This is a genomic window from Bacillus salipaludis (assembly GCF_004358205.1).
Map to the genome: position 1 here is coordinate 20866 of NZ_SMYO01000022.1, position 18834 is coordinate 39699.

Genomic DNA, 18834 nt, shown 5'->3' on the forward strand with positions numbered 1-18834 from the left:
ATGTCGTTTTTTTAGTTTATCGCGTATTATCCAAATTTAACATATGGGCACCATCGAAGAAAAACAAATAGCGTTCATTCACTTTTCTTTTCCAAATTTGCTCAATTGCCTTTGTATATAAATTAATCTGCACTTTATAACGTTCATGAAGTATTGGTTTTGCCTGCTCAAACCCGCCTTTATATCGGTCCGTTATTCCATCTGATTTGTAATCAATCAGTACCAGCCCTTGGTCATCTTCAAATATACAATCAATAATCCCTTGAACAAAGATTGATTCTGTATCGTCTTTCCAATTGATGTATACCTCTTCTGCAGGGAGTGATATGGTAAAAGGAACTTCACGGTAAATCTCTTTCGCAGCGCACAGCCTTTTCCCCAATTCCGATGTAAAAAATTGAACAATTAACCGGGCATCGATTACCTGTGCTTGTTCAACTGTCAATAATTCATTCACGACCATATTATTTATTTGTGCTTGGATCGACTCAACACTGACTGGTTTTGTTAAATCAACATGCTGCATCACCATATGAAGAGCTGTACCACGCTCCGCAGGGGTCAATTGTTTTTCTTGCATAAACTTCGGCCGCTTTAAAATCGGCTTGTTAAACCTTCGAATAAGGTCGGTACCACTCTGCTCATCCGAAATCTCCCTTTGCCGTTTCATTTCTGAAACGGATTGTTTTGAACGATTGGCCACAGCATCCCGGTGGATATATTCCCATGTCAACCGATCCTGTATTTCTCCAGCATAGGGTGAATCAACCAACACGGACTTGGACAATCTTACTAAATCTAAATTGTCATCTTGCTCACCCTCATTGCCTATTTCTTGATTTTTAAGAATTTCACTCGTCAAAATGGAAATCTCCCATGCCGAAGGATGGCACATAATTTCACTGGAAGTTTGCAAGTCCTTATTTTCAGAGACTCTTAAATCTGCACAATCCTGATGCCGAACCAATGCTGGACCAATCCAATCCATATAACAGTAAGCAGATGCCCTTTCATAGTCCTTTAAAAGCCATTCCTGATTTGTCGCCCCATCATTCCATTGGTCTATTTTTTTACCGGCATCATTTACTGTACCAAGTAAATATAGTTTTTCCTTTGCCCGCGTTAAAGCAACATACAATACGCGCATTTCCTCCGCAAGCATTTCCATTTTCTTTTTTCTCTTAAAAGCCATTTGCGGCAAGGACGGGAAGGTAATTCTTTTTTCTACATTTACATATTTGGCAGCAAATCCATACTCCTTATCAAGCATATAGGAATTTCGAATATCCGACATATTAAAATTACGGGACATCCCTGCAACAAATACAACCGGAAATTCAAGACCTTTACTGCTATGGATGGTCATAACCCGAACAACATCTTCCTGCTCTCCAAGCGCTCTTGCCGCCCCCAGGTCATCTCCGCGTTCAATCATCCTTTCGATAAACCGTAAAAACCTGAATAATCCTCTGAAGGAGGTTTGTTCGTACTGCCGGGCCCGATCATATAAAGCGTTCAAGTTCGCCTGACGCTGTTTGCCGCCTGGTAATCCTCCTACAAAGTCATAAAAATAGGTATCTCGGTAAAGCTGCCAGATCAGTTCTGAAAGTGCTCCTTTTCTGGCTGTCACCCGCCATTCATTCAATAACTCAGAAAAACGACGGACTTTTTTGAAAAACACTTCGGTATTTTCGGCCTCCGTACTCCTCGAAAACGCACGAACTGCATCCCAAAAGGACCCTCTTTTTTTATGAATTCGAATTTTGGCAAGCTCTTCTTCATTTAGCCCGACAATGGGAGAACGAAGAACAGACGCCAAAGGGATATCCTGATAGGGATTGTCGATTACACGAAGCAATGACAGCATGATCGCGATTTCGGTTGCTTCAAAGTAGCCTGATGATAAATTTGCATAAATGGGTATTCCCTGCTGCTTGAACTCTTCAAGAATTTGCGGCGCCCATGTCATCGACCTGAGCAAAATGACAATATCCCGATACATAAGAGGACGGCTGGTTTTTGTTTTAGTTTGATATACCTGTCTGCCACTAGAGACTAATGCCTTAATTTTCGAAGCCATCACTCTTGCTTCAAGCTGTGACTTTTCTAAATCAACCGCATCAAACTCAGCCTCCGGTGTATCTCCTTCATCCTCTGTACCATGGGTTTCTTTCTGCTCTTTATTTAAATCTACAAGCAATAGCTCTACCGGATAAGGCTCCTCCTCAGGATAAGGGGCACCATTACGGAGTTCAGCCGCTTCATCATATTCAATTTCCCCAACCTTTACTCCCATGATTTGTTTGAATAAAAAATTCGTTCCATCTAAAACTTCTTTTCGGCTTCTAAAATTTCGGGCTAGGTCAATTTTAAGGCCCGATAATTCTCCATCATGGCGAAATCGATTATATTTTCCTAAGAATAAATTGGGTTCCGCAAGTCGAAAACGATAAATAGATTGTTTGACATCCCCAACCATGAACAAATTGCCGTTTAGTTCATTTTCGTTTGCCACCAGCTTTAAGATCGTTTCCTGAACCATATTCGTGTCCTGGTATTCATCGACAAATATTTCTTTAAAATGCTTTTTGTAGGCTAAAGCAGCACTTGACGGGAGAAATTCACCTTCATTGGTAATTACCCCAGTGAGAATTCGCAGACAATTATGCTCTAAATCGGCATAATCTACTAGTCCTTTTTCCTTTTTCTCTTTCTCGAACCGTTCTGAAAAGTCACTTACCAAACGAATAAGTGTATCAATCAGCGGATACATTTCCTCCATATCACGCAAGAAACTTTCAGGCTTTCTCGAAAAAAGTTCATCCTTTAAATCAGTCAGCTTTTTCTTCGCTTTGTCCCGTAGTTTTTGGGCTTTTTCGGTTAAATCTTTATTATATTCGTCCCCTTTAACTGGCTTAGCTCTGGAAAAAGACCAGGCCTGCATGGCGTTGTAAAGCGTTTGCCATGAATCTCGATTCGCCGATATAAGCGTATCAATAACATTTAAATCATCTAAAAAGTTTTCTGACCTAGGGTGTGGACCGCCTGGCTGTTTTGCGATTTCCAAACAACTCATAATCATTTCCTTAGCAGCCTCTAGCTGCAATTCAATATCATAAAGAAGCGGCCCAATAAATGGTAAATTTTCAATTGTCGTTATCGATGTGACATCGTACATTTTAAGAATCGATTCCAAATACTTTTCCGGTTCCGGGTTCGAACGTGCAAAATCATAAATGGAGCGGACAATATCCATTAAGGCAGCGTCGTTCCGATCGTTCGTAAACGAATCAACCAGGGTAAAAAATGCCTCATTTTCCGGCTTTCCATATTGTTCTTCAAACAATTCATCCATGACTTCATCTCTAATTAATTGAGCTTCAGTCTCATCCGCGATCCGGAACCCTGGGTCAACATCGATTAAATAATAATACTTGCGGATTACTTCCATACAAAAGGAGTGCAGCGTAGAAATAGACGCTTTATTTAATAAACTAAGCTGTTTTCTTAAATGTCTTGATTCCGGATCATGGTCAATAGCTTTCTCTAATGCTTCACCAATACGATGGCGCATTTCTGCCGCTGAAGCATTTGTGAAAGTAACCACCAGCAATTCATCCACATCGATTGGGTCATCTGTCGAAAGGATCTTTTGAATGATTCGCTCAACAAGGACTGCAGTTTTCCCCGATCCTGCTGCTGCTGCAACAAGTATATCCTTATTTTTCGCCATGATCGCCTTCCATTGATCTTCTGTCCAGGTTGCCCCTTCCGGCATAGGCGGGATCATTAATTTACTCATTCTGGTTACTCTCCTTTCCAATCAACTCAAGAACATCCTCTTTTGAGTGCGGAGCTAAAATCCGGTACTTGTTATCTTCGATTGCTTCGTCAAATTGACAAACTGATTTATAGGCACAAAATGTACAGGGTGTTTTATCTTTTAGCTTATATGGTGCGATCTGAACCGCCCCATCAATAATCGAATTTCCCGTTTTTTGATAGAGATTTCGAACATAATGCCGTAAATTTTCAAATTCATTTATGCTGGCTACTTTGGACTTTTTAGATAAATTTCCATCTTTTTTGATTCCCGCAGAAATAATTTGTGAATCACCGGATTCAAGTGTTTGATCCATCAAACGAATGACATTTTGATCACTCAGCATTAACCCGTTCATTTTAAACTTTTTCATAATTTCCTTTTCGATTTCATCGATGGTTAACATTTTTTTCGTACTAATAAACGGGTTGTGAACATGGAAATAAAGAACACCAGCAGGAGTCGCTTCCATTTCTACCAGCTCTTTTGAATGGGTAATAACGATATCGAGATAGGTCAGCATTTGCAATGCAAGCCCATAATAAACTTCGCCTAAATTAACATCTTTTTCACTGGATTTGTAGTCAATTACCCGCAAAAAGACACTTCCGTTTTCATCTTTTGCTTGATCCACACGGTCAATCCGGCCTGCCAACTCCATTTTCTTTCCATTTTTTAAAGAAAAGCTTAATGGAGGAAGTTCTCCTTTTGTGCCAAACCCTAACTCTAAGCCAATCGGTGAAAAGCCGCTAACCTTGGCATGTTCACTTAAAACTAAAGAGGCACGGGTAATAATTTGCTCCAATTTTCTTTTAATATAATGATGGCGTTCAGAGCTCAGTAAAATTTCATTTTGCAGCTTAGGAGCTAAAGTATTAACCGCTTCTTTTGATAAAACTTCACATTGCTGCCTCGTTAAATTACTCCAAGAAATCTTTTGTTCATTTACGGTATCTGATATATGCTTTAGTGCTGCATGGAATAATTCCCCAATATCAGGTGCTTCCAACCGGAAGATTTGTCGTTCCCTTAGTTTGAGACCATGCTGGGCAAAATGAGAAAAAGCACATCCATTGAATAATTCCATTCTTGAAACACTTGCCTGAATGGTCTCTCCGTACAATTCCTCTGCTACATCCTTTGAAAGGTTTACCGTTTGATTGGTGTAAAAAAGGCTGGATAAAATTTTTTCAGCCTGGGCCTTACCTACACCTTCTATATAAAAGTTATATACCTTCCACCAAAGAGGAGAAATCGAATAATTCCTCTTCTTTAATTGAAGTTGAGCCGTTAAATAAGACAGTGTTGAAGTTGGATTTGAAACAAAGCTAAGCTGATCTTCCTCCACCAGCTCCACTGGGTCGTTTACAAAAACATGTTCAACTAATCCTGGGAACATATCTTTTACTCTTTTAATATAAGAGGAAGGAATAAGTGCTTTTCCCTCGTTATTAGCAAGCGGATAGGTAACATAAAGCAAATCTGACGGGATTGTCAGTGCTTTATAGGCTAAAAAGTTTTCATCAAGAAGGCGTGTCCTGCTGCTTGGTGCAACCTTGATACCTGCAATCATCAACATTTCTCGTTCATCATCTGCTAGTATTCCTTCATCCGTTAGTTTTGCAGGCAATACCCCTTCATTAACACCGACCACGAATGCGACCTTGATTTCTGTTAATCTTGATTTCTCCAAGTCTCCGATTAAAACTTGGTCGATTGCCGGAGGAATAAGAGAAAAACGCAGGGATTCAAATCCTGCTTCTAAAATAGCCGTATACGCTTTTAATGAAATCGGTTCTTCCCCTAGGATTTCTACGTATTGGTCTAAAAGGTCTATCACTGCATTCCAGACCTGTTCATGTTCCCGCATTTTAACAAGATTGCCTTGTTCCTCTTCAGCCAATTTCCACTTTTCAAGCTTGGCAGGTACCTCTAATTCTTCTAAATATAAGTAAATGGCTTCACAAAGCCTTCGTCCGGTATCTGCTTTTTTCAAACGTCTAGATAATCGTAATATAGGGGCAGATACCATAAGTTTCAATTCATTTAATTCCTGTTCAATTTCCTTTTCAGCATCCGTTTGAACTGTTTCTAACTCCAAACCGTAGGAACGGCGGTAACTCCACCGCTCTTTTTTCGTCCACTTACTTCCTTTTATACCATAAGCTAGGCAATAGTTTTCGAGTCGGTCCATTTTTTCACGCATTTTATCGGGATTCTCCTGAAGTGGGTAAAGCAATTCCGTTTTAATTACCCTAAATATTGGCTCATAGCGCCAATACGTTTGAATAACCTCCAGGCTTGAACGAAGGAATTCGATAAGAGGATGGTTTAACATCGTTCTTTTTTGGTCGATAAAATAAGGAATTTGATGGTCATCAAAGACCGGGACCAAAAGATCATGATAGTCCCCTCCATTACGGATCACTAAGGCTATATCGCGGTAGCGGTACCCTTTTGTCCGGACCAATTCACGTATTTCTCTCGCAATCCCTTCTATTTCGGCCCGCCTGCTGACTGCTTGACCAATATGAATCGCCGTTGGCCCTTCATATGGCACAACAGGCCTCTCATCGAACATTTCCTCAAGATGGCGTAAGGACGGTTGATTCCACTTTTGTTGGTTTTTTAGTAGAATCGGCTCTTCCACCTCTATCCCTTCCGCGCTCGCCATTTCAAAAATAGAATGACAAGCATCAGAAGACAGTCTGAATAAATCAAGTTCATCAGGTGCTGCATGAACAGATACATGATCTGTCGTCATCGCAATGGTAACGCTTCGGCAATTCCTCATGAGTTCCTTTATGACAAGATATTCCTGTGGTGTAAAGCTGTAAAATCCATCAATATAGATTTCTGCTTCCTTTAGATATCGGGAAGATGTCACTTTTTCTGAAAGGAGGTGAAAATAGTCTTCAGAGTCAATGTATTTTCCAAAAACCTCATCTTCAAAATGTTTATAGATAATTTCTAAATCATGTAATTTATCTTGAAGTGCCTTAGCGGATTCATTGCCGAGTTTTACTGACCCTTCGATCAGTTCTTCAGGCCGAACACAATACCGCTTAAATTCAATAATCATTTGCTCTAATTGTTGAATAAAGCCTTGTTTATCTGCAGCACGCTCGAACAAATTTAATTGTTCCTTTTGTTCTTCAATGATTTTACGAATCAGCATACTCATACCGACATTGCTTAAATGGTATCGGCTGATTCCGCCCGTTTCTTGTAAAATTCTCCATGCCAGCCGCGGAAAACTATAAACCTGGGCTCGAATCGTACCGCCAATTTGCGGATCTCTTGCTAAATGATACTCCGATAAAAACGTCATTTGCTCGGGAACAATGTAAATAATTGGTTTACCCATTGGATTTTCCATTAAGCGATCTCGTATTTCGTTTAAACACAGCGATGTTTTGCCGCTTCCAGACCGCCCGATGATCATTCTTACTGACATGTACGGACCTCCATTCGCTAATCTCTCTGTTTTTCATTTTATCACGAAATGGGCACAAACGTTTGGAATTACGTCCGTTTTATGCAACCAAAAATGGTAAAAAATTCGCAGCAAAAAAAGAGCATGCTAACATGCTCCCTGCTTAAAGTTTTATTTTAAAAATGGACATCCATTTCGTTTAATGGCCAGTAGCGTAAATCCACTTTGCCAACCACTTGATTGACTGAGATGAAGCCAAAATGGCGGCTGTCCCAGCTGCCTAATCGATTATCGCCAAGAACGAATAGCTTACCGGCAGGCACTGTATTTACCCCGGTAATTTCTTTTAATGTAAAATCACCTGTTAATTTTACTCCTGGGTTTTTTTGTTTATAAATATCTAAAAATGACTCCTTATACTTTTTTCCATTTACATATAAATGATCATCACGATAAACAATTTTATCCCCTGGCAATCCAATGATACGTTTGACGAAATCTTCCTTTTGATTGGCATGAAAGACGATCACGTCAAATCGGTTTAGATCTCCAATTTGGTAACCAAGCTTATTCACAACAAGTTTGTTCCCGTCCTGAAGAGTTGGCATCATTGACTCCCCTTCAACTATGTAGTTTGAAAAGAAAAATGTCCGAATAAAAGCAAAAATAATGATTCCAATTGCAAAAGCCTTAATCCATTCCACGCCTTCCTTTTTCCATTCAATCTTCATTGAAACTCCTCCATCGATCCAATCCCTCTTTTTCCCCATTATGGTCATTTTCAATTCTTCTATTCAATCTTACTTCAATTCTTTTTCCAACATACCAAAGAATGAAAATTACGCCCACTACAATAATCGTTCGGTAAGGCTTCGTAATGAGTGAATGGAGATCATAGCCAACAAAACTAATGGTAAAAATCATCACCATTTTCCCAATAAAAACGGCTAGCATATATTGATACATACTAATTTTAGATAGACCGGCAACAATATTTACCAAGGCCGATGGTGTAAAGGGGAAACAAAGAAGTATAAATAGCGGGCCAAATCCGTGACGGTCTACCCAATCCATTAATTTGCGAACTTTTGGATGTTTTGGTAGAAAAGATAATAAACGCCTTTGCCCAAATCTTCTGATAACGAAAAAAAGCAGTAATGCACCAACACAAGCACCAAGCCAAGAAAATAAAAATCCCCACCATAATCCAAAAGCACTTGCATTGGCCATTACAAATAAAAAAAGTGGCAAGAATGGCAAAAAGGCTTCAAGCATTGGAAGCAATATCCCCGGCAACGGGCCAAGTGAACGATATTGCTTTATTAAATCCATGATATTATCGAGTGAAAACCACTCCTTTATCATCTCAAAATCCATCATACCTCTCCTCTTTGCCGAACCTTGCTAATTCTATTTTTTAATAAATTGGTGAAGGGCCTCCCGATTTTTAGCAACATCAATGGCTAATACCGCTCCTTCTCCATAAATCCGTTGATTGGTATAACTATTGTCCACGGGAATCCTTAAGGTCTCAACAGGACCTTCCCTTTTGGAGAAATAATTTGTTGACATAAATATTATATCGGATGTTTTCATGTTTGTATTGATATATGGTGTAATTACACCAATTAATTTTGGTATTTTCGGAATTGTGTTTATGCTTGTCAGCTGATCTCCAATTGCTTTCACTGCCTGCTGTTGCCGTTTTACGCGTCCAAAATCTCCAATCGCATCATGGCGGAAACGAACATAGCCCAGCATTTCCTTTCCGTTTAGTCTTTGAACCCCCGGTTTAAGCGATACTCCAATATTTTTTGACATGGCCTTTTCAACATCAATCTTTACACCATCTGGAAACGCCTCATCAATTAATTGAACAAATCCTTGAAAATGGACGATCGCATAGTATTGTAGATCAATATCGAAATTTTCTTTAATCGTTTTCCTCATCAAATCAGGGCCGCCACGAGCAAACGCAGAGTTAATTTTATGTTTACCATAGCCCGGAATATCTATATAACTATCCCTCATAATGGAAGTAAGTTTATATGTTCCTTTATTTTCATTATAATGGGCAATCATGATGGTATCAGCTCTTGATACTTCATTCCCTCTTGCATCACTGCCCAGCATGAGAATGTTTGTATCCCCGTATTGGTCCTTTTTCCCATCAAAGGTATAAACTACTTTATCTGTTTTGCTTACTTTTTTTAATGATTGGTTCACTCCTTGTTTATATTGGTAATAAGAATAGCCTGTACCGGCTATCAGCAATACAAGGATTACCATCAGAACAGAACGCCATTTTCCTTTTTTCTTTTTCTGATTTTGTTCATATCTCATTCATCCATCACCCATCCTAGTTAAATTTTCCCACCTATATAGACGCTTGTACCAAAACACAAGTTTCTTCTATCTTCATTTTCCCCTACTCGATACCCTTCTATAAAAAACTTTCTTAAAGATTTCCTAACGAAAAAAAACAGCATATGAAAACGAAGCGGTTGTAAGTACAGCATCCTTAGAGAGCCTATTGCCTTTTCATATCTTTTTTTATAAAATATAGGAACAAACGTTCGAATCAAATAACAGGAAGGAGCTTAAATCAAATGACAAGAATTCCTGAAGAAGACCGTAATATTATGGAGAAAGCCATTTACTTACCAATGGTTTTAATTATCTTAAACCGGGATTTAAGCGTAGTGGAAAAGAGTCCTTTTAAATTAAAAAAACCTTATTTGGGATTAATTGAGGAAACGATGAAAGAGGTCCAAAGAGAATTGGCAGAGGCTAAACAATATATGAAAAAGAATAAACTCCAAGTAACCGAAACAAAACGGGACGATGCCTTTACGATGTATCTGTTCTTATATAAGGGCTATGAAGAAAGCCATAGTTACTTTAATCCAAGAATCCGAAATAAAGTTCAAGAGTTAATCGAGCTCTATTTTTTAAAAAAGCACTCGGCCCGTTAGATTTGCGCTATGTTTAATTTTTTGTAAAAAGATCTTCACCATATTTTCGGGTGTTTTCTGAGGCCTCCATCGAAACTGGTTTTTGCATCAAATAAAATGATTTTCTATCATTAAATTCAATTCTTTGCATTAACTTTGTTCTTAAAAAAGATGTTCTTAATAATTGATTGTCAATCGTGCTATAAGGAACTGGAAATAAGTGTGCCTGTTTATTGCGAAAGGTAATGAGTGTTTGCTGATTGGAAATACGGCGATGTTCCTTTACATGATCATGTGAAATCCAAATGCATTCAGGACGGGTCGGTGATGTAGTTGGGAAAAAATAGAGGCGGTTGGACGGTTCAATCGCGATTGGAATTTTATGTGTAATCCCAATGAGTTGTCTTGTTCCTTTCTTCCGGCTTTCGTAATCACAGCCAAAATAATCACAGCTTTTTTTAATTATATCCAAAGGCTTAAATGGAGAAAGAAACTCATCCTCTTCCTCAAAAATTTGTGAATATATTTTACTGCCATACTCTACAGGCCGAATAAACATGGTACCAGAATTAATTTCATATTCTTCAATCTGATTTTGCTTCAATACTGCCAACTCCCCATTATTCTATTTTTTCCATCATATCATGTTCATTTGCCAATATCTTGATTTTTTCGAATCGTTACCAAATTGGTCACAATTAATGTCAAGAAGATTATTTCTGAAGATTATAAATATTTGTTTGATTTTATCTGAAAAAATCCATATAATAAAAAAAAGCATCAGGGGTGATTTTCATGAATGAAAAATCCTACACGGAATTAATGAAAATTGGTGCCATGAAACGTCAAAAGAAAGAAAATTACGTTCAGGATTTGTACATTGAAATGCTCCTAGCAGAAGTCCAATTAAACATTGAAAAGGAAAAGCTGTTAAAAAAAATTGACTGTGCCATTGATCATCGGGACAAAAAGGCATTTTTCTTATTATCCGGCCAGCTTAGAGAGCTTAATAAGCGATTTGGAACTTAAATTTTTTAAGAGCCGTCCAAAAATGGACGGCTCTTTTTTGTTCCAAGAACGAAAAGGACTGAAGAAACACATCAGTCCTTAACCAATTTTTTATTTTATCTGCTTCCGATGTTTGATTTCATATTCTTCGAGCATTGAAATCCGATCTAGCATGGACGGATGATCATAGCGGAATATTTTTACCAAGAGAGGTGGATTTACTTGGCTTAAGCCTGACTTGGTTAATTCCTGGAAGGAGGTAATGGCGGCCTCCGGATCTTTGGTCATATGAATCGCATAATTGTCCGCACGTGACTCTTCATAACGGGAAATAAGGTTTGTAAATGGGCTTGCTGCAAACATTAGGAATGAAATAATCATTAAAAACAACGGCAATGAGCGTATATCCCTCTTTTCCGGTATCTTCAGTTCAGTTCCCCAACGTTTAATCGCCCAATCCATTATTCGATTGGCTAAATACAATCCCAGCAGTGAAAGCAGCAAATAACCTGCTATTCCAAAATAAATATGTTTCTCCACATAGTGGCACATTTCATGTGCCATGATAAATAAAATTTGTCGATCCGATAGTTGATTTAAGGTTGTATCCCAAAGGACAATCCGCGCATTGGAACCAATCCCCGTTACATATGCATTCATTGAATTTGTTTTTTCCGCCATATTCACTTCAAAAACATGTTTTGCCGGTATGTGAGCTTTATCAGCCATCGTTAATATTTTTGTTTCAAGTTCCTTATTTTTCAAGGGATAGAAGTCATTATACAATGGGTCAATCACAACCGGCTGTAAGAACATCATAAATAATGTAAAAGGAATGGATAACAGCCAAGCATAGAACCACCAGCGCTTGCTTTTTTTCATCAGCCAATATATGACTGGAACAATAATCAGCCATGTCCCATAATTAATCCAAAAGTCAATTAATTCATCCTTCATCCACGATGGGAAGGTTTGCGTCGAGATGTGATAGGTTTTTGATAAGGAATAGCTTATATAGCTTAACGGGAAGGTTGCCACATAAGCAAAGAATGATAACCAAATCAGATAAATCGCCGTTTGAAGCAGTTTATACTTAGAAGTGCTTTCCGCCCAGCGTTTGAAGGCCCTTGAAAAGCCAAATAATAAAATGACAAAGTAGAAAAGCCATTCAAATGGGGTGGATAAGAAAAATAAAAGATTTCTTATCTTCGAATACTCTTCACTCAGCATTAGTTCCCTTCCATTTAGGAAAGTGGCAGGGTCGGCTTTTGACCCTTGATATTCAAAGGGCAGTTTTGTATCGGCAAAATAGAATAAGTACCAATAAAAAAACAACCCATATATCACATAGGCCAGAACCGCATAAATCCCCATTTTCCGTACCATGAATTGTCCTCCTTTTTGTACAACCTCTCTTTACTTAGTTTAGTTAAAAAGCGCTGTTTTAGAACTGAACATTAAAAAAAGCCTGTTTTTGCCGAATTACATGAGGTAGGAGAATACTTCCAGAACGACAATCGACTCTAATTCAACAATTATGACGATCGCACCACAAAAGGCTGCAAGGAAACCTGCAGCTGTTTCCGTCCGTCATTGGACCCCAGTTTAATTTTTTTACTTTCTACTTGAATACTTAAATTTCTAGCAATATAATATATTTAGAAAATTAAAAGAATTAAATGAATGAGTATTCATTCATAAAAGGAGGGAACTAAATGAATTTATCGTCACAGCTTCATGAAACTGCAAAAGCTTCGGCCAACAAACCTGCCTATTATTTTTTAGACAAGGTCACTACATATGCCGAACTGGATGGAGCGATTACAAGGTTTGCATCAGGTCTTGAAAAATTAGGGGTTAAAAAAGGTGATCATATTGCCCTATTGCTTGGGAACTCACCGCATTTTGTCATTAGCTTATACGGTGCATTACGACTAGGCGCAACGGTCATCCCCATTAATCCTATTTATACGGCAGACGAAATTGGCTATATTCTAACCAATGGTGATGTGAAAACAGTGATTGCACTAGACTTGGCAATACCTTTAGCAGAGGAAATGCACACGCATCTCCCAAAGGTTGAGCATTATGTATTTTGTGAAACAGGATTAAGTGACTTTGAACAAACAAATTTAGAAAACCTCTCAGTATTTTCAAAAATGAAATCGTTTACAAGTGTAGTAGCCTCCGGTGACGTAAGCTTTCAAGATCCCAAACTTGATGATGATGAGGTTGCCTTGATTCTCTACACCTCGGGGACAACCGGAAAACCAAAAGGGGCGATGTTGACCCATAAGAATTTGTACAGCAATGCAAAGGATGTCGGTGATTATTTAAAGATGAATAATAATGACCGCGTCATTACAGCATTGCCAATGTTCCATGTATTCTGTTTAACAGTGGCTTTAAATGCTCCATTATTAAGCGGGGCAACCATGCTGATTGTTCCAAAATTCAGCCCAAAGGAAGTCTTCCGTCTTACCAAAGAATATAAAGCGACTGTTTTTGCCGGTGTTCCAACCATGTATAATTTTCTATTCCAATATCATGAAGGAAATCCTGAGGATCTCCAAACCTTCCGATTATGTATTTCCGGGGGAGCTTCCATGCCAGTCGCGCTTCTTAAAAATTTCGAAAAGAAATTTAATGTAATAGTCTCAGAAGGATATGGTTTATCAGAGGCGTCGCCTGTCACATGTTTCAACCCGCTCGACCGTCCGCGAAAGCCCGGATCGATTGGAACATCCATCCTGAATGTGCAAAATAAAATAGTCAATGAACTTGGTGAAAAGGTTCCTGCCGGTGAAGTAGGAGAACTGATTGTCCAAGGTCCAAATGTAATGAAGGGCTATTATAAAATGCCAGAAGAAACTCAAGCATCGATTCGAAATGGCTGGCTTTATACGGGTGATTTAGCGCGGACAGATAAAGAAGGCTATTTTTATATCGTAGACCGAAAAAAGGATTTAATTATTGTCGGGGGATATAACGTTTACCCTCGTGAAGTTGAGGAGGTTTTTTACAACCATCCGGATATTGTTGAGGTCGCCGTGCTTGGTGTTCCGGATCCAAATCAGGGCGAGGCTGTCAAAAGCTATGTGGTTAGTAAAAACCCAAATCTAACAGAAAATCAACTTCTTGAATACTGTAAAGAGCATCTCGCAAAATATAAAATTCCATCGTCGGTTGAGTTTTTGGACGAACTTCCGAAGAATACTACCGGTAAAATATTAAGAAGGGCGCTAAAATCCCAAATAAAACAAAAGGTCAATCAATAAACTTGATATAAAAAGGCAGGTTTTCAGCCTGCCTTTTTAGTGAAATGGATCAATAGACTAGCTGAATAAATTCCTCTTTCGTTACATTCCCAAAATAATGGGCGACATCTACATCAGCAAGCACCTTTTCAATTTCTGATTTTTCATAACGAATATTCTTTAGTTTGTCTTCAATTTCACTTACATCTCCGACACCGAAAAAGTCCCCATAGATTTTACAATTCTCAATCATCCCTTTATTTACCTCTAAACGAACATCAATTGAGCCAACAGGGAATCGGTGAGAATTTTGCAAATTGAATTTCGGAGATTTTCCGTAATTCCACTCCCAGTTTTGATAGCGTTCCTTGGACAGCTGGTGAATTTTCTCCCAATCCTCATCGGTAAGGACGTATTCGTTAATCTTCTCTTCCCCACCAAAAATATAATTTAGAAGCAGCGAACGAAACTCCTCAATACTAATCTTATCAGTAAGATAATCAGAGATATTCGCTACCCGGCTGCGGATGGACTTAATACCCTTCGACTCAATTTTTTCCTTCTTAACCTTTAATGCTGAAACAACATTATCCATTTCTGAATTAAATAAAAGCGTTCCGTGGCTAAACATTCTCCCTCGTGTTGAAAATTGAGCATTACCGGAAATTTTTCTGCCTTCTGCAAGGAGGTCATTTCGACCGCTTAGTTCCGCATTTACTCCAAGCTTTTTAAGCGCCTCGACTACCGGTTCGGTGAATTTTCGGAAGTTATGAAAACTTTCGCCATCGTCCTTTGCAATAAAGCTAAAATTTAAATTACCGAGATCATGATAGACGGCGCCCCCGCCGGACAATCTTCGAACGACAATGATCCCATTCTTTTCTACATACTCTGTATTAATTTCCTCAATCGTGTTTTGGTTTTTTCCAATAATGATGGATGGCTGATTTATGTAAAATAATAAATAGGTTTCATTGATATCAAGATTTTTAAGGGCATACTCTTCGATTGCAAGGTTCATTTGCGGGTCTGTTATCCCTTTATTATCAATAAATAACATATGCCTTCCTCCTAGAGTAAAATCGTTTGAAATTCTTCAGCAAGCCTTATTATACCAGTAAATTCAGCAGAAGCCTCGTGAACTAAATCACTTAAATTTCCGTAATGCGGAAGGTGAGTAAGAATTAATTGTTTCACGGCAGCCTCTTTCGCGAATTTCCCCGCCTCTATACTTGTCATATGACCTGAAGACTTGCCGTTTTGATTTCCATAGAAATTGCATTCACATAACAATAGGTCGGCCTCTTTACTAAACGGAATAAACTCTTCCTTAAAAGAACTATCCGCAGTATAGACCACAACCTTACCGTTTGCTTCAATCCGCATCGCATAGCACGGAACAGGATGACTGGTCTTTAAAAAGGACACCTGAAAAGGTCCCACTGTAAGAACCTCATTGGGATCATAGGCAATTCCCTTGGTAATTTCCTTATAGGTTAATTTGGAAAATTCATGTTGATCGAAATGATGTCCATAAATAGGCAGGGTGGGGATTTCTTTTCCTAAAAACCCCTGGATCAATCTTGCATGCTGAAGTACACCAATGTCGGCAATATGATCCGGGTGGTAGTGGGAAATCAACACCGCATCCAGTTCTTCCGGCTCTAGTTTATTTTGCAGCTTGGATAAAACACCGCTGCCACAGTCAATTAAAAGATGAAAGCCTTCATGCTCAAGTAAGTAACCAGAGCTTGCCGCATTCTTTTTCGGATATCCGCCCCAATGTCCAATAACTGTAAGTTCCATGGAATTACCCCCTCTTATTTTAACTAATTGTTGATTTCCGCTCCAATCAACGTTGTCAAAAATCAATATTGTCCTTTTACACAACCATTTGTTTAAAAAGAAGCTGTTATGGCTGAACAGCTTCTTTTTGTGTCTTTTCTTGTAAATATTCAAAAACAGCCTTAACAGCGGCTTCCCCTTGGTCAATACAATCGGGGACACCTACACCTTCATAGGAAGCTCCAGCCAAGAATACTCCAGGTAATTCTTCTTTTATATGTTTCTTAATGGTTTCAAGCCTTTGTTTATGACCTACCGTATATTGCGGCATAGCATTTTTCCAGCGAGAAACAACGGCAAAATCAGGTTCCATTGAAATATCCATTGTTTTGTTCAAATCATCTAGAACAAACTTAATGATTTGATCATCTGAGAGTTCAACAATGGTCTCATCCCCCGCTCTTCCCACATAACACCGGAGCAAAACTTTTCCTTTAGGAGCGGAATGCTCCCATTTTTTATGTGTCCACGTACAGGCAGTAATCGAATAATCACTATTTCGCGAAACTACAAACCCTGTCCCGTCAATATCCCTTTTAATTGCTTCTTTTGGAAAAGCTAAGGCAACCGTTGCGACTGATGTTGATGGAACCGATTTAAACGGGTGAAAAAATTTATAGTGCGAAAACATGGACTGTGTCACCTTATGAGGTGTTGCTGCAATGATACAATCAGCTTCCAATGTTTCTCCATTGTTCAAAAAGATTTCATATCCTTTATTTACCTTCGTGATTGTATCCACACGATGCCCTTTTAAAATCGAATGAGGGTCCAATTTCGCTTCGATGGCTTCACCGAACGACTGAAGTCCGGATTTAAAGGTCAAAAAGCCGCCCTTTCCCTTTTGAGTGTTGACCGGTTTTTTCGGCTGGGCTGGGGCAGATTTTTTCATCCCGATAATCAAGCTTCGATACTTCTGCTCGACCTCATAAAATTGCGGGAAGGTTGACATCAAACTTAAATGATCAATATCACCCGCATAGATTCCTGATAAGAGTGGCTCAATTAAATTCTCCACTACTTCATTACCCAATCTTCTTCGAAAAAAATCACCCAATGATTGGTCCTGTCCACTTGGGGATTTTGGCAAAATAAAATCGGCAGCAGCTCTAATTTTACCGGGAAGAGAAAATAATTTCGTCGTAATAAACGGACCAATCTCAGTTGGAATTCCCATGATGGATCCGCCTGGCATAGAATGCAGTTCCTCATTGACCATGACATATGATTTACCGGTTGAATTTGGAACCAATTGATGATCCATGCCCACTTCCTTTGCCAGGCGGATAATGCTCGTTTTCCGTGCCAAAAAGGAATCCGGGCCCCTTTCAATCGTGAAGCCGTCCCTCACAACGGTTTGCATTTTTCCTCCGAGACGGTGGGAAGCTTCAATTAACATGACCTCGATTGGCATTTGATTTTCTCTTATTGTTTTTTGAAGATAGAAGGCTGCCGCGAGCCCGGCAATTCCACCCCCAATGATGGCAACCTTTTGTTTTTCCGCCACGGATGTCACCTTCTTCCTACTTGAATTCCCTTCAATCCGTTAACGTTTTTAAAATTACCCCAGCTAAGCAATCAATAAATTCTTCTTTGGCATTCGGCATTTCCGGGCGATAGTATGTTGCCCCCACCTCATCTGTAACTCTTTTACATTCAATATCATTATCATAAAGAACTTCAAGATGATCACAAACAAACCCGACAGGTGCATAAACAAATGCCTTATAGTGATGTTCTTTGAATAAATCTCTTGTTAAATCTTGAACATCGGGGCCTAACCATGGTTCTGGAGTGTTCCCCGCACTCTGCCAGCCAATTTCATATTTGTCAATGCCTGCTTGCGAAGCAATTAAATCTGCTGTTTCTTGAAGCTGTTTAGGATATGGGTCTTTAAATTGGAGGATTTTTTCCGGCAGGCTATGGGCTGACACAATTAGAACAGCATTCTCCTTTTCATCCTCTGGCATATGTTGATAAATCCCCTTAAGCTTCTCTGCCCAATAATCAATGAATTTAGGTTCTTGATACCAGCTTTCAATCGAAGTAATCTTCGGTCCGCCTAATTTTTCCGCTTCTTCAACTGCTCTCCCATTATAGGATTTAACACTAAAAGTTGAAAAATGAGGAGCAAGTACAATACTAATAGCTTCTTCTATTCCATCTTCATGCATTTGTTTAACAGCATCTTCAATAAATGGTTCAATATGCTTTAATCCAAGATACATTTTAAATTCCACTTTATCCTGGATTTTATTTAAATGCTCTTCAAGTTTTTCTGCCTGTTCGAGCGTAATTTTTGCAAGCGGGGAAATACCGCCAATTGCTTCATAACGATTACGAAGGTCTTCGAGCATTTCATCTGTCGGCCTCCGTCCATGACGAATATGTGTATAATAGCGTTCAAGATCTTCTATTTGATATGGGGTACCGTATGCCATTACAAGCAGGCCCATTTTTCTTTTTGTCATGTTTTGCACCTCTTTTTAAGTCTCTATTGACAACTCACTA

At 38.9% G+C, this 18834-nt stretch carries 14 protein-coding genes; 3 read left to right on the top strand and 11 right to left on the bottom strand.

The window, feature by feature from the left end; genetic code table 11:
• Positions 1–16: 16 nt before the first annotated feature.
• The 5 genes from addA to E2K98_RS26515 all read right to left on the bottom strand — a co-directional run bounded on the left by addA (position 17) and on the right by E2K98_RS26515 (position 9602).
• The gene (gene addA / locus E2K98_RS26495) at positions 17–3802 is read right to left on the bottom strand and encodes a helicase-exonuclease AddAB subunit AddA (RefSeq protein ID WP_133339472.1); all 3786 of its coding nucleotides are present in this window, start codon (positions 3800–3802) and stop codon (positions 17–19) included.
• Positions 3795–7280, bottom strand: a complete 3486-nt coding sequence (gene addB, locus E2K98_RS26500) for a helicase-exonuclease AddAB subunit AddB (RefSeq protein WP_133339474.1) — start codon at positions 7278–7280, stop codon at positions 3795–3797. Before addB ends, addA begins: the two co-directional genes overlap by 8 nt.
• A 155-nt stretch (positions 7281–7435) precedes the next feature.
• Positions 7436–7990 carry a signal peptidase I gene (gene lepB, locus E2K98_RS26505; protein ID WP_133339476.1) on the bottom strand — a complete coding sequence of 185 codons (555 nt, stop codon included), beginning with the start codon at positions 7988–7990 and terminating at the stop codon, positions 7436–7438.
• The gene (locus tag E2K98_RS26510; protein WP_133339478.1) at positions 7980–8636 is read right to left on the bottom strand and encodes a TVP38/TMEM64 family protein; all 657 of its coding nucleotides are present in this window, start codon (positions 8634–8636) and stop codon (positions 7980–7982) included. Before E2K98_RS26510 ends, lepB begins: the two co-directional genes overlap by 11 nt.
• Positions 8637–8669: 33 nt before the next feature.
• Positions 8670–9602, bottom strand: coding sequence for an LCP family protein (locus tag E2K98_RS26515; RefSeq protein ID WP_133339480.1), 933 nt, complete (start codon positions 9600–9602; stop codon positions 8670–8672).
• 266 nt (positions 9603–9868) lie between these two features.
• Between E2K98_RS26515 and E2K98_RS26520 the strand changes: the two genes are divergently transcribed.
• Entirely contained in the window at positions 9869–10234 is a 366-nt protein-coding gene (locus E2K98_RS26520; protein ID WP_133339482.1) for a hypothetical protein, read from the top strand.
• A gap of 13 nt (positions 10235–10247) precedes the next feature.
• On the opposite strand, the gene E2K98_RS26525 is transcribed toward E2K98_RS26520, so the two are convergent.
• Positions 10248–10817: a competence protein ComK gene (locus E2K98_RS26525; protein ID WP_235824938.1), complete on the bottom strand. Its 570-nt coding sequence runs from the start codon at positions 10815–10817 to the stop codon at positions 10248–10250.
• A 191-nt stretch (positions 10818–11008) separates the two neighbouring features.
• On the opposite strand from E2K98_RS26525, the gene E2K98_RS26530 reads away from it, so the two are divergent.
• Complete coding sequence (locus E2K98_RS26530) at positions 11009–11242, top strand: IDEAL domain-containing protein (RefSeq protein WP_026574472.1); 234 nt, start codon at positions 11009–11011, stop codon at positions 11240–11242.
• Between the two features lie 90 nt (positions 11243–11332).
• On the opposite strand, the gene E2K98_RS26535 is transcribed toward E2K98_RS26530, so the two are convergent.
• A complete protein-coding gene (locus E2K98_RS26535; protein ID WP_133339486.1) occupies positions 11333–12607 on the bottom strand; it encodes a M48 family metallopeptidase in 1275 nt (424 codons plus the stop codon).
• A 329-nt stretch (positions 12608–12936) separates the two neighbouring features.
• On the opposite strand from E2K98_RS26535, the gene E2K98_RS26540 reads away from it, so the two are divergent.
• Positions 12937–14499, top strand: coding sequence for a fatty acid--CoA ligase family protein (locus tag E2K98_RS26540; protein WP_133339488.1), 1563 nt, complete (start codon positions 12937–12939; stop codon positions 14497–14499).
• A 49-nt stretch (positions 14500–14548) separates the two neighbouring features.
• On the opposite strand, the gene E2K98_RS26545 is transcribed toward E2K98_RS26540, so the two are convergent.
• The 4 genes from E2K98_RS26545 to hemH form a co-directional block, all read right to left on the bottom strand.
• On the bottom strand, positions 14549–15538 hold the full coding sequence (locus tag E2K98_RS26545; RefSeq protein WP_133339490.1) for a lipoate--protein ligase: 990 nt from the start codon (positions 15536–15538) through the stop codon (positions 14549–14551).
• Positions 15539–15549: 11 nt separating this feature from the next.
• Positions 15550–16284 (bottom strand): MBL fold metallo-hydrolase, encoded by a 735-nt coding sequence (locus E2K98_RS26550; RefSeq protein WP_133339492.1) that lies wholly within the window; start codon positions 16282–16284, stop codon positions 15550–15552.
• Positions 16285–16390: 106 nt separating this feature from the next.
• On the bottom strand, positions 16391–17830 hold the full coding sequence (hemY, locus tag E2K98_RS26555) for a protoporphyrinogen oxidase (RefSeq protein WP_133339494.1): 1440 nt from the start codon (positions 17828–17830) through the stop codon (positions 16391–16393).
• A gap of 31 nt (positions 17831–17861) precedes the next feature.
• A complete protein-coding gene (hemH, locus tag E2K98_RS26560) occupies positions 17862–18794 on the bottom strand; it encodes a ferrochelatase (RefSeq protein WP_133339496.1) in 933 nt (310 codons plus the stop codon).
• Between the last annotated feature and the right edge of the window lie 40 nt (positions 18795–18834).

Coding starts and splice junctions, on each gene's coding strand:
- addA (WP_133339472.1), bottom strand. CDS start 3,802: ATGAGTAAATTAATGATCCCGCCTATGCCGGAAGGGGCAACCTGGACA.
- addB (WP_133339474.1), bottom strand. CDS start 7,280: ATGTCAGTAAGAATGATCATCGGGCGGTCTGGAAGCGGCAAAACATCG.
- lepB (WP_133339476.1), bottom strand. CDS start 7,990: ATGAAGATTGAATGGAAAAAGGAAGGCGTGGAATGGATTAAGGCTTTT.
- E2K98_RS26510 (WP_133339478.1), bottom strand. CDS start 8,636: ATGGATTTTGAGATGATAAAGGAGTGGTTTTCACTCGATAATATCATG.
- E2K98_RS26515 (WP_133339480.1), bottom strand. CDS start 9,602: ATGAGATATGAACAAAATCAGAAAAAGAAAAAAGGAAAATGGCGTTCT.
- E2K98_RS26520 (WP_133339482.1), top strand. CDS start 9,869: ATGACAAGAATTCCTGAAGAAGACCGTAATATTATGGAGAAAGCCATT.
- E2K98_RS26530 (WP_026574472.1), top strand. CDS start 11,009: ATGAATGAAAAATCCTACACGGAATTAATGAAAATTGGTGCCATGAAA.
- E2K98_RS26535 (WP_133339486.1), bottom strand. CDS start 12,607: ATGGTACGGAAAATGGGGATTTATGCGGTTCTGGCCTATGTGATATAT.
- E2K98_RS26540 (WP_133339488.1), top strand. CDS start 12,937: ATGAATTTATCGTCACAGCTTCATGAAACTGCAAAAGCTTCGGCCAAC.
- E2K98_RS26545 (WP_133339490.1), bottom strand. CDS start 15,538: ATGTTATTTATTGATAATAAAGGGATAACAGACCCGCAAATGAACCTT.
- E2K98_RS26550 (WP_133339492.1), bottom strand. CDS start 16,284: ATGGAACTTACAGTTATTGGACATTGGGGCGGATATCCGAAAAAGAAT.
- hemH (WP_133339496.1), bottom strand. CDS start 18,794: ATGACAAAAAGAAAAATGGGCCTGCTTGTAATGGCATACGGTACCCCA.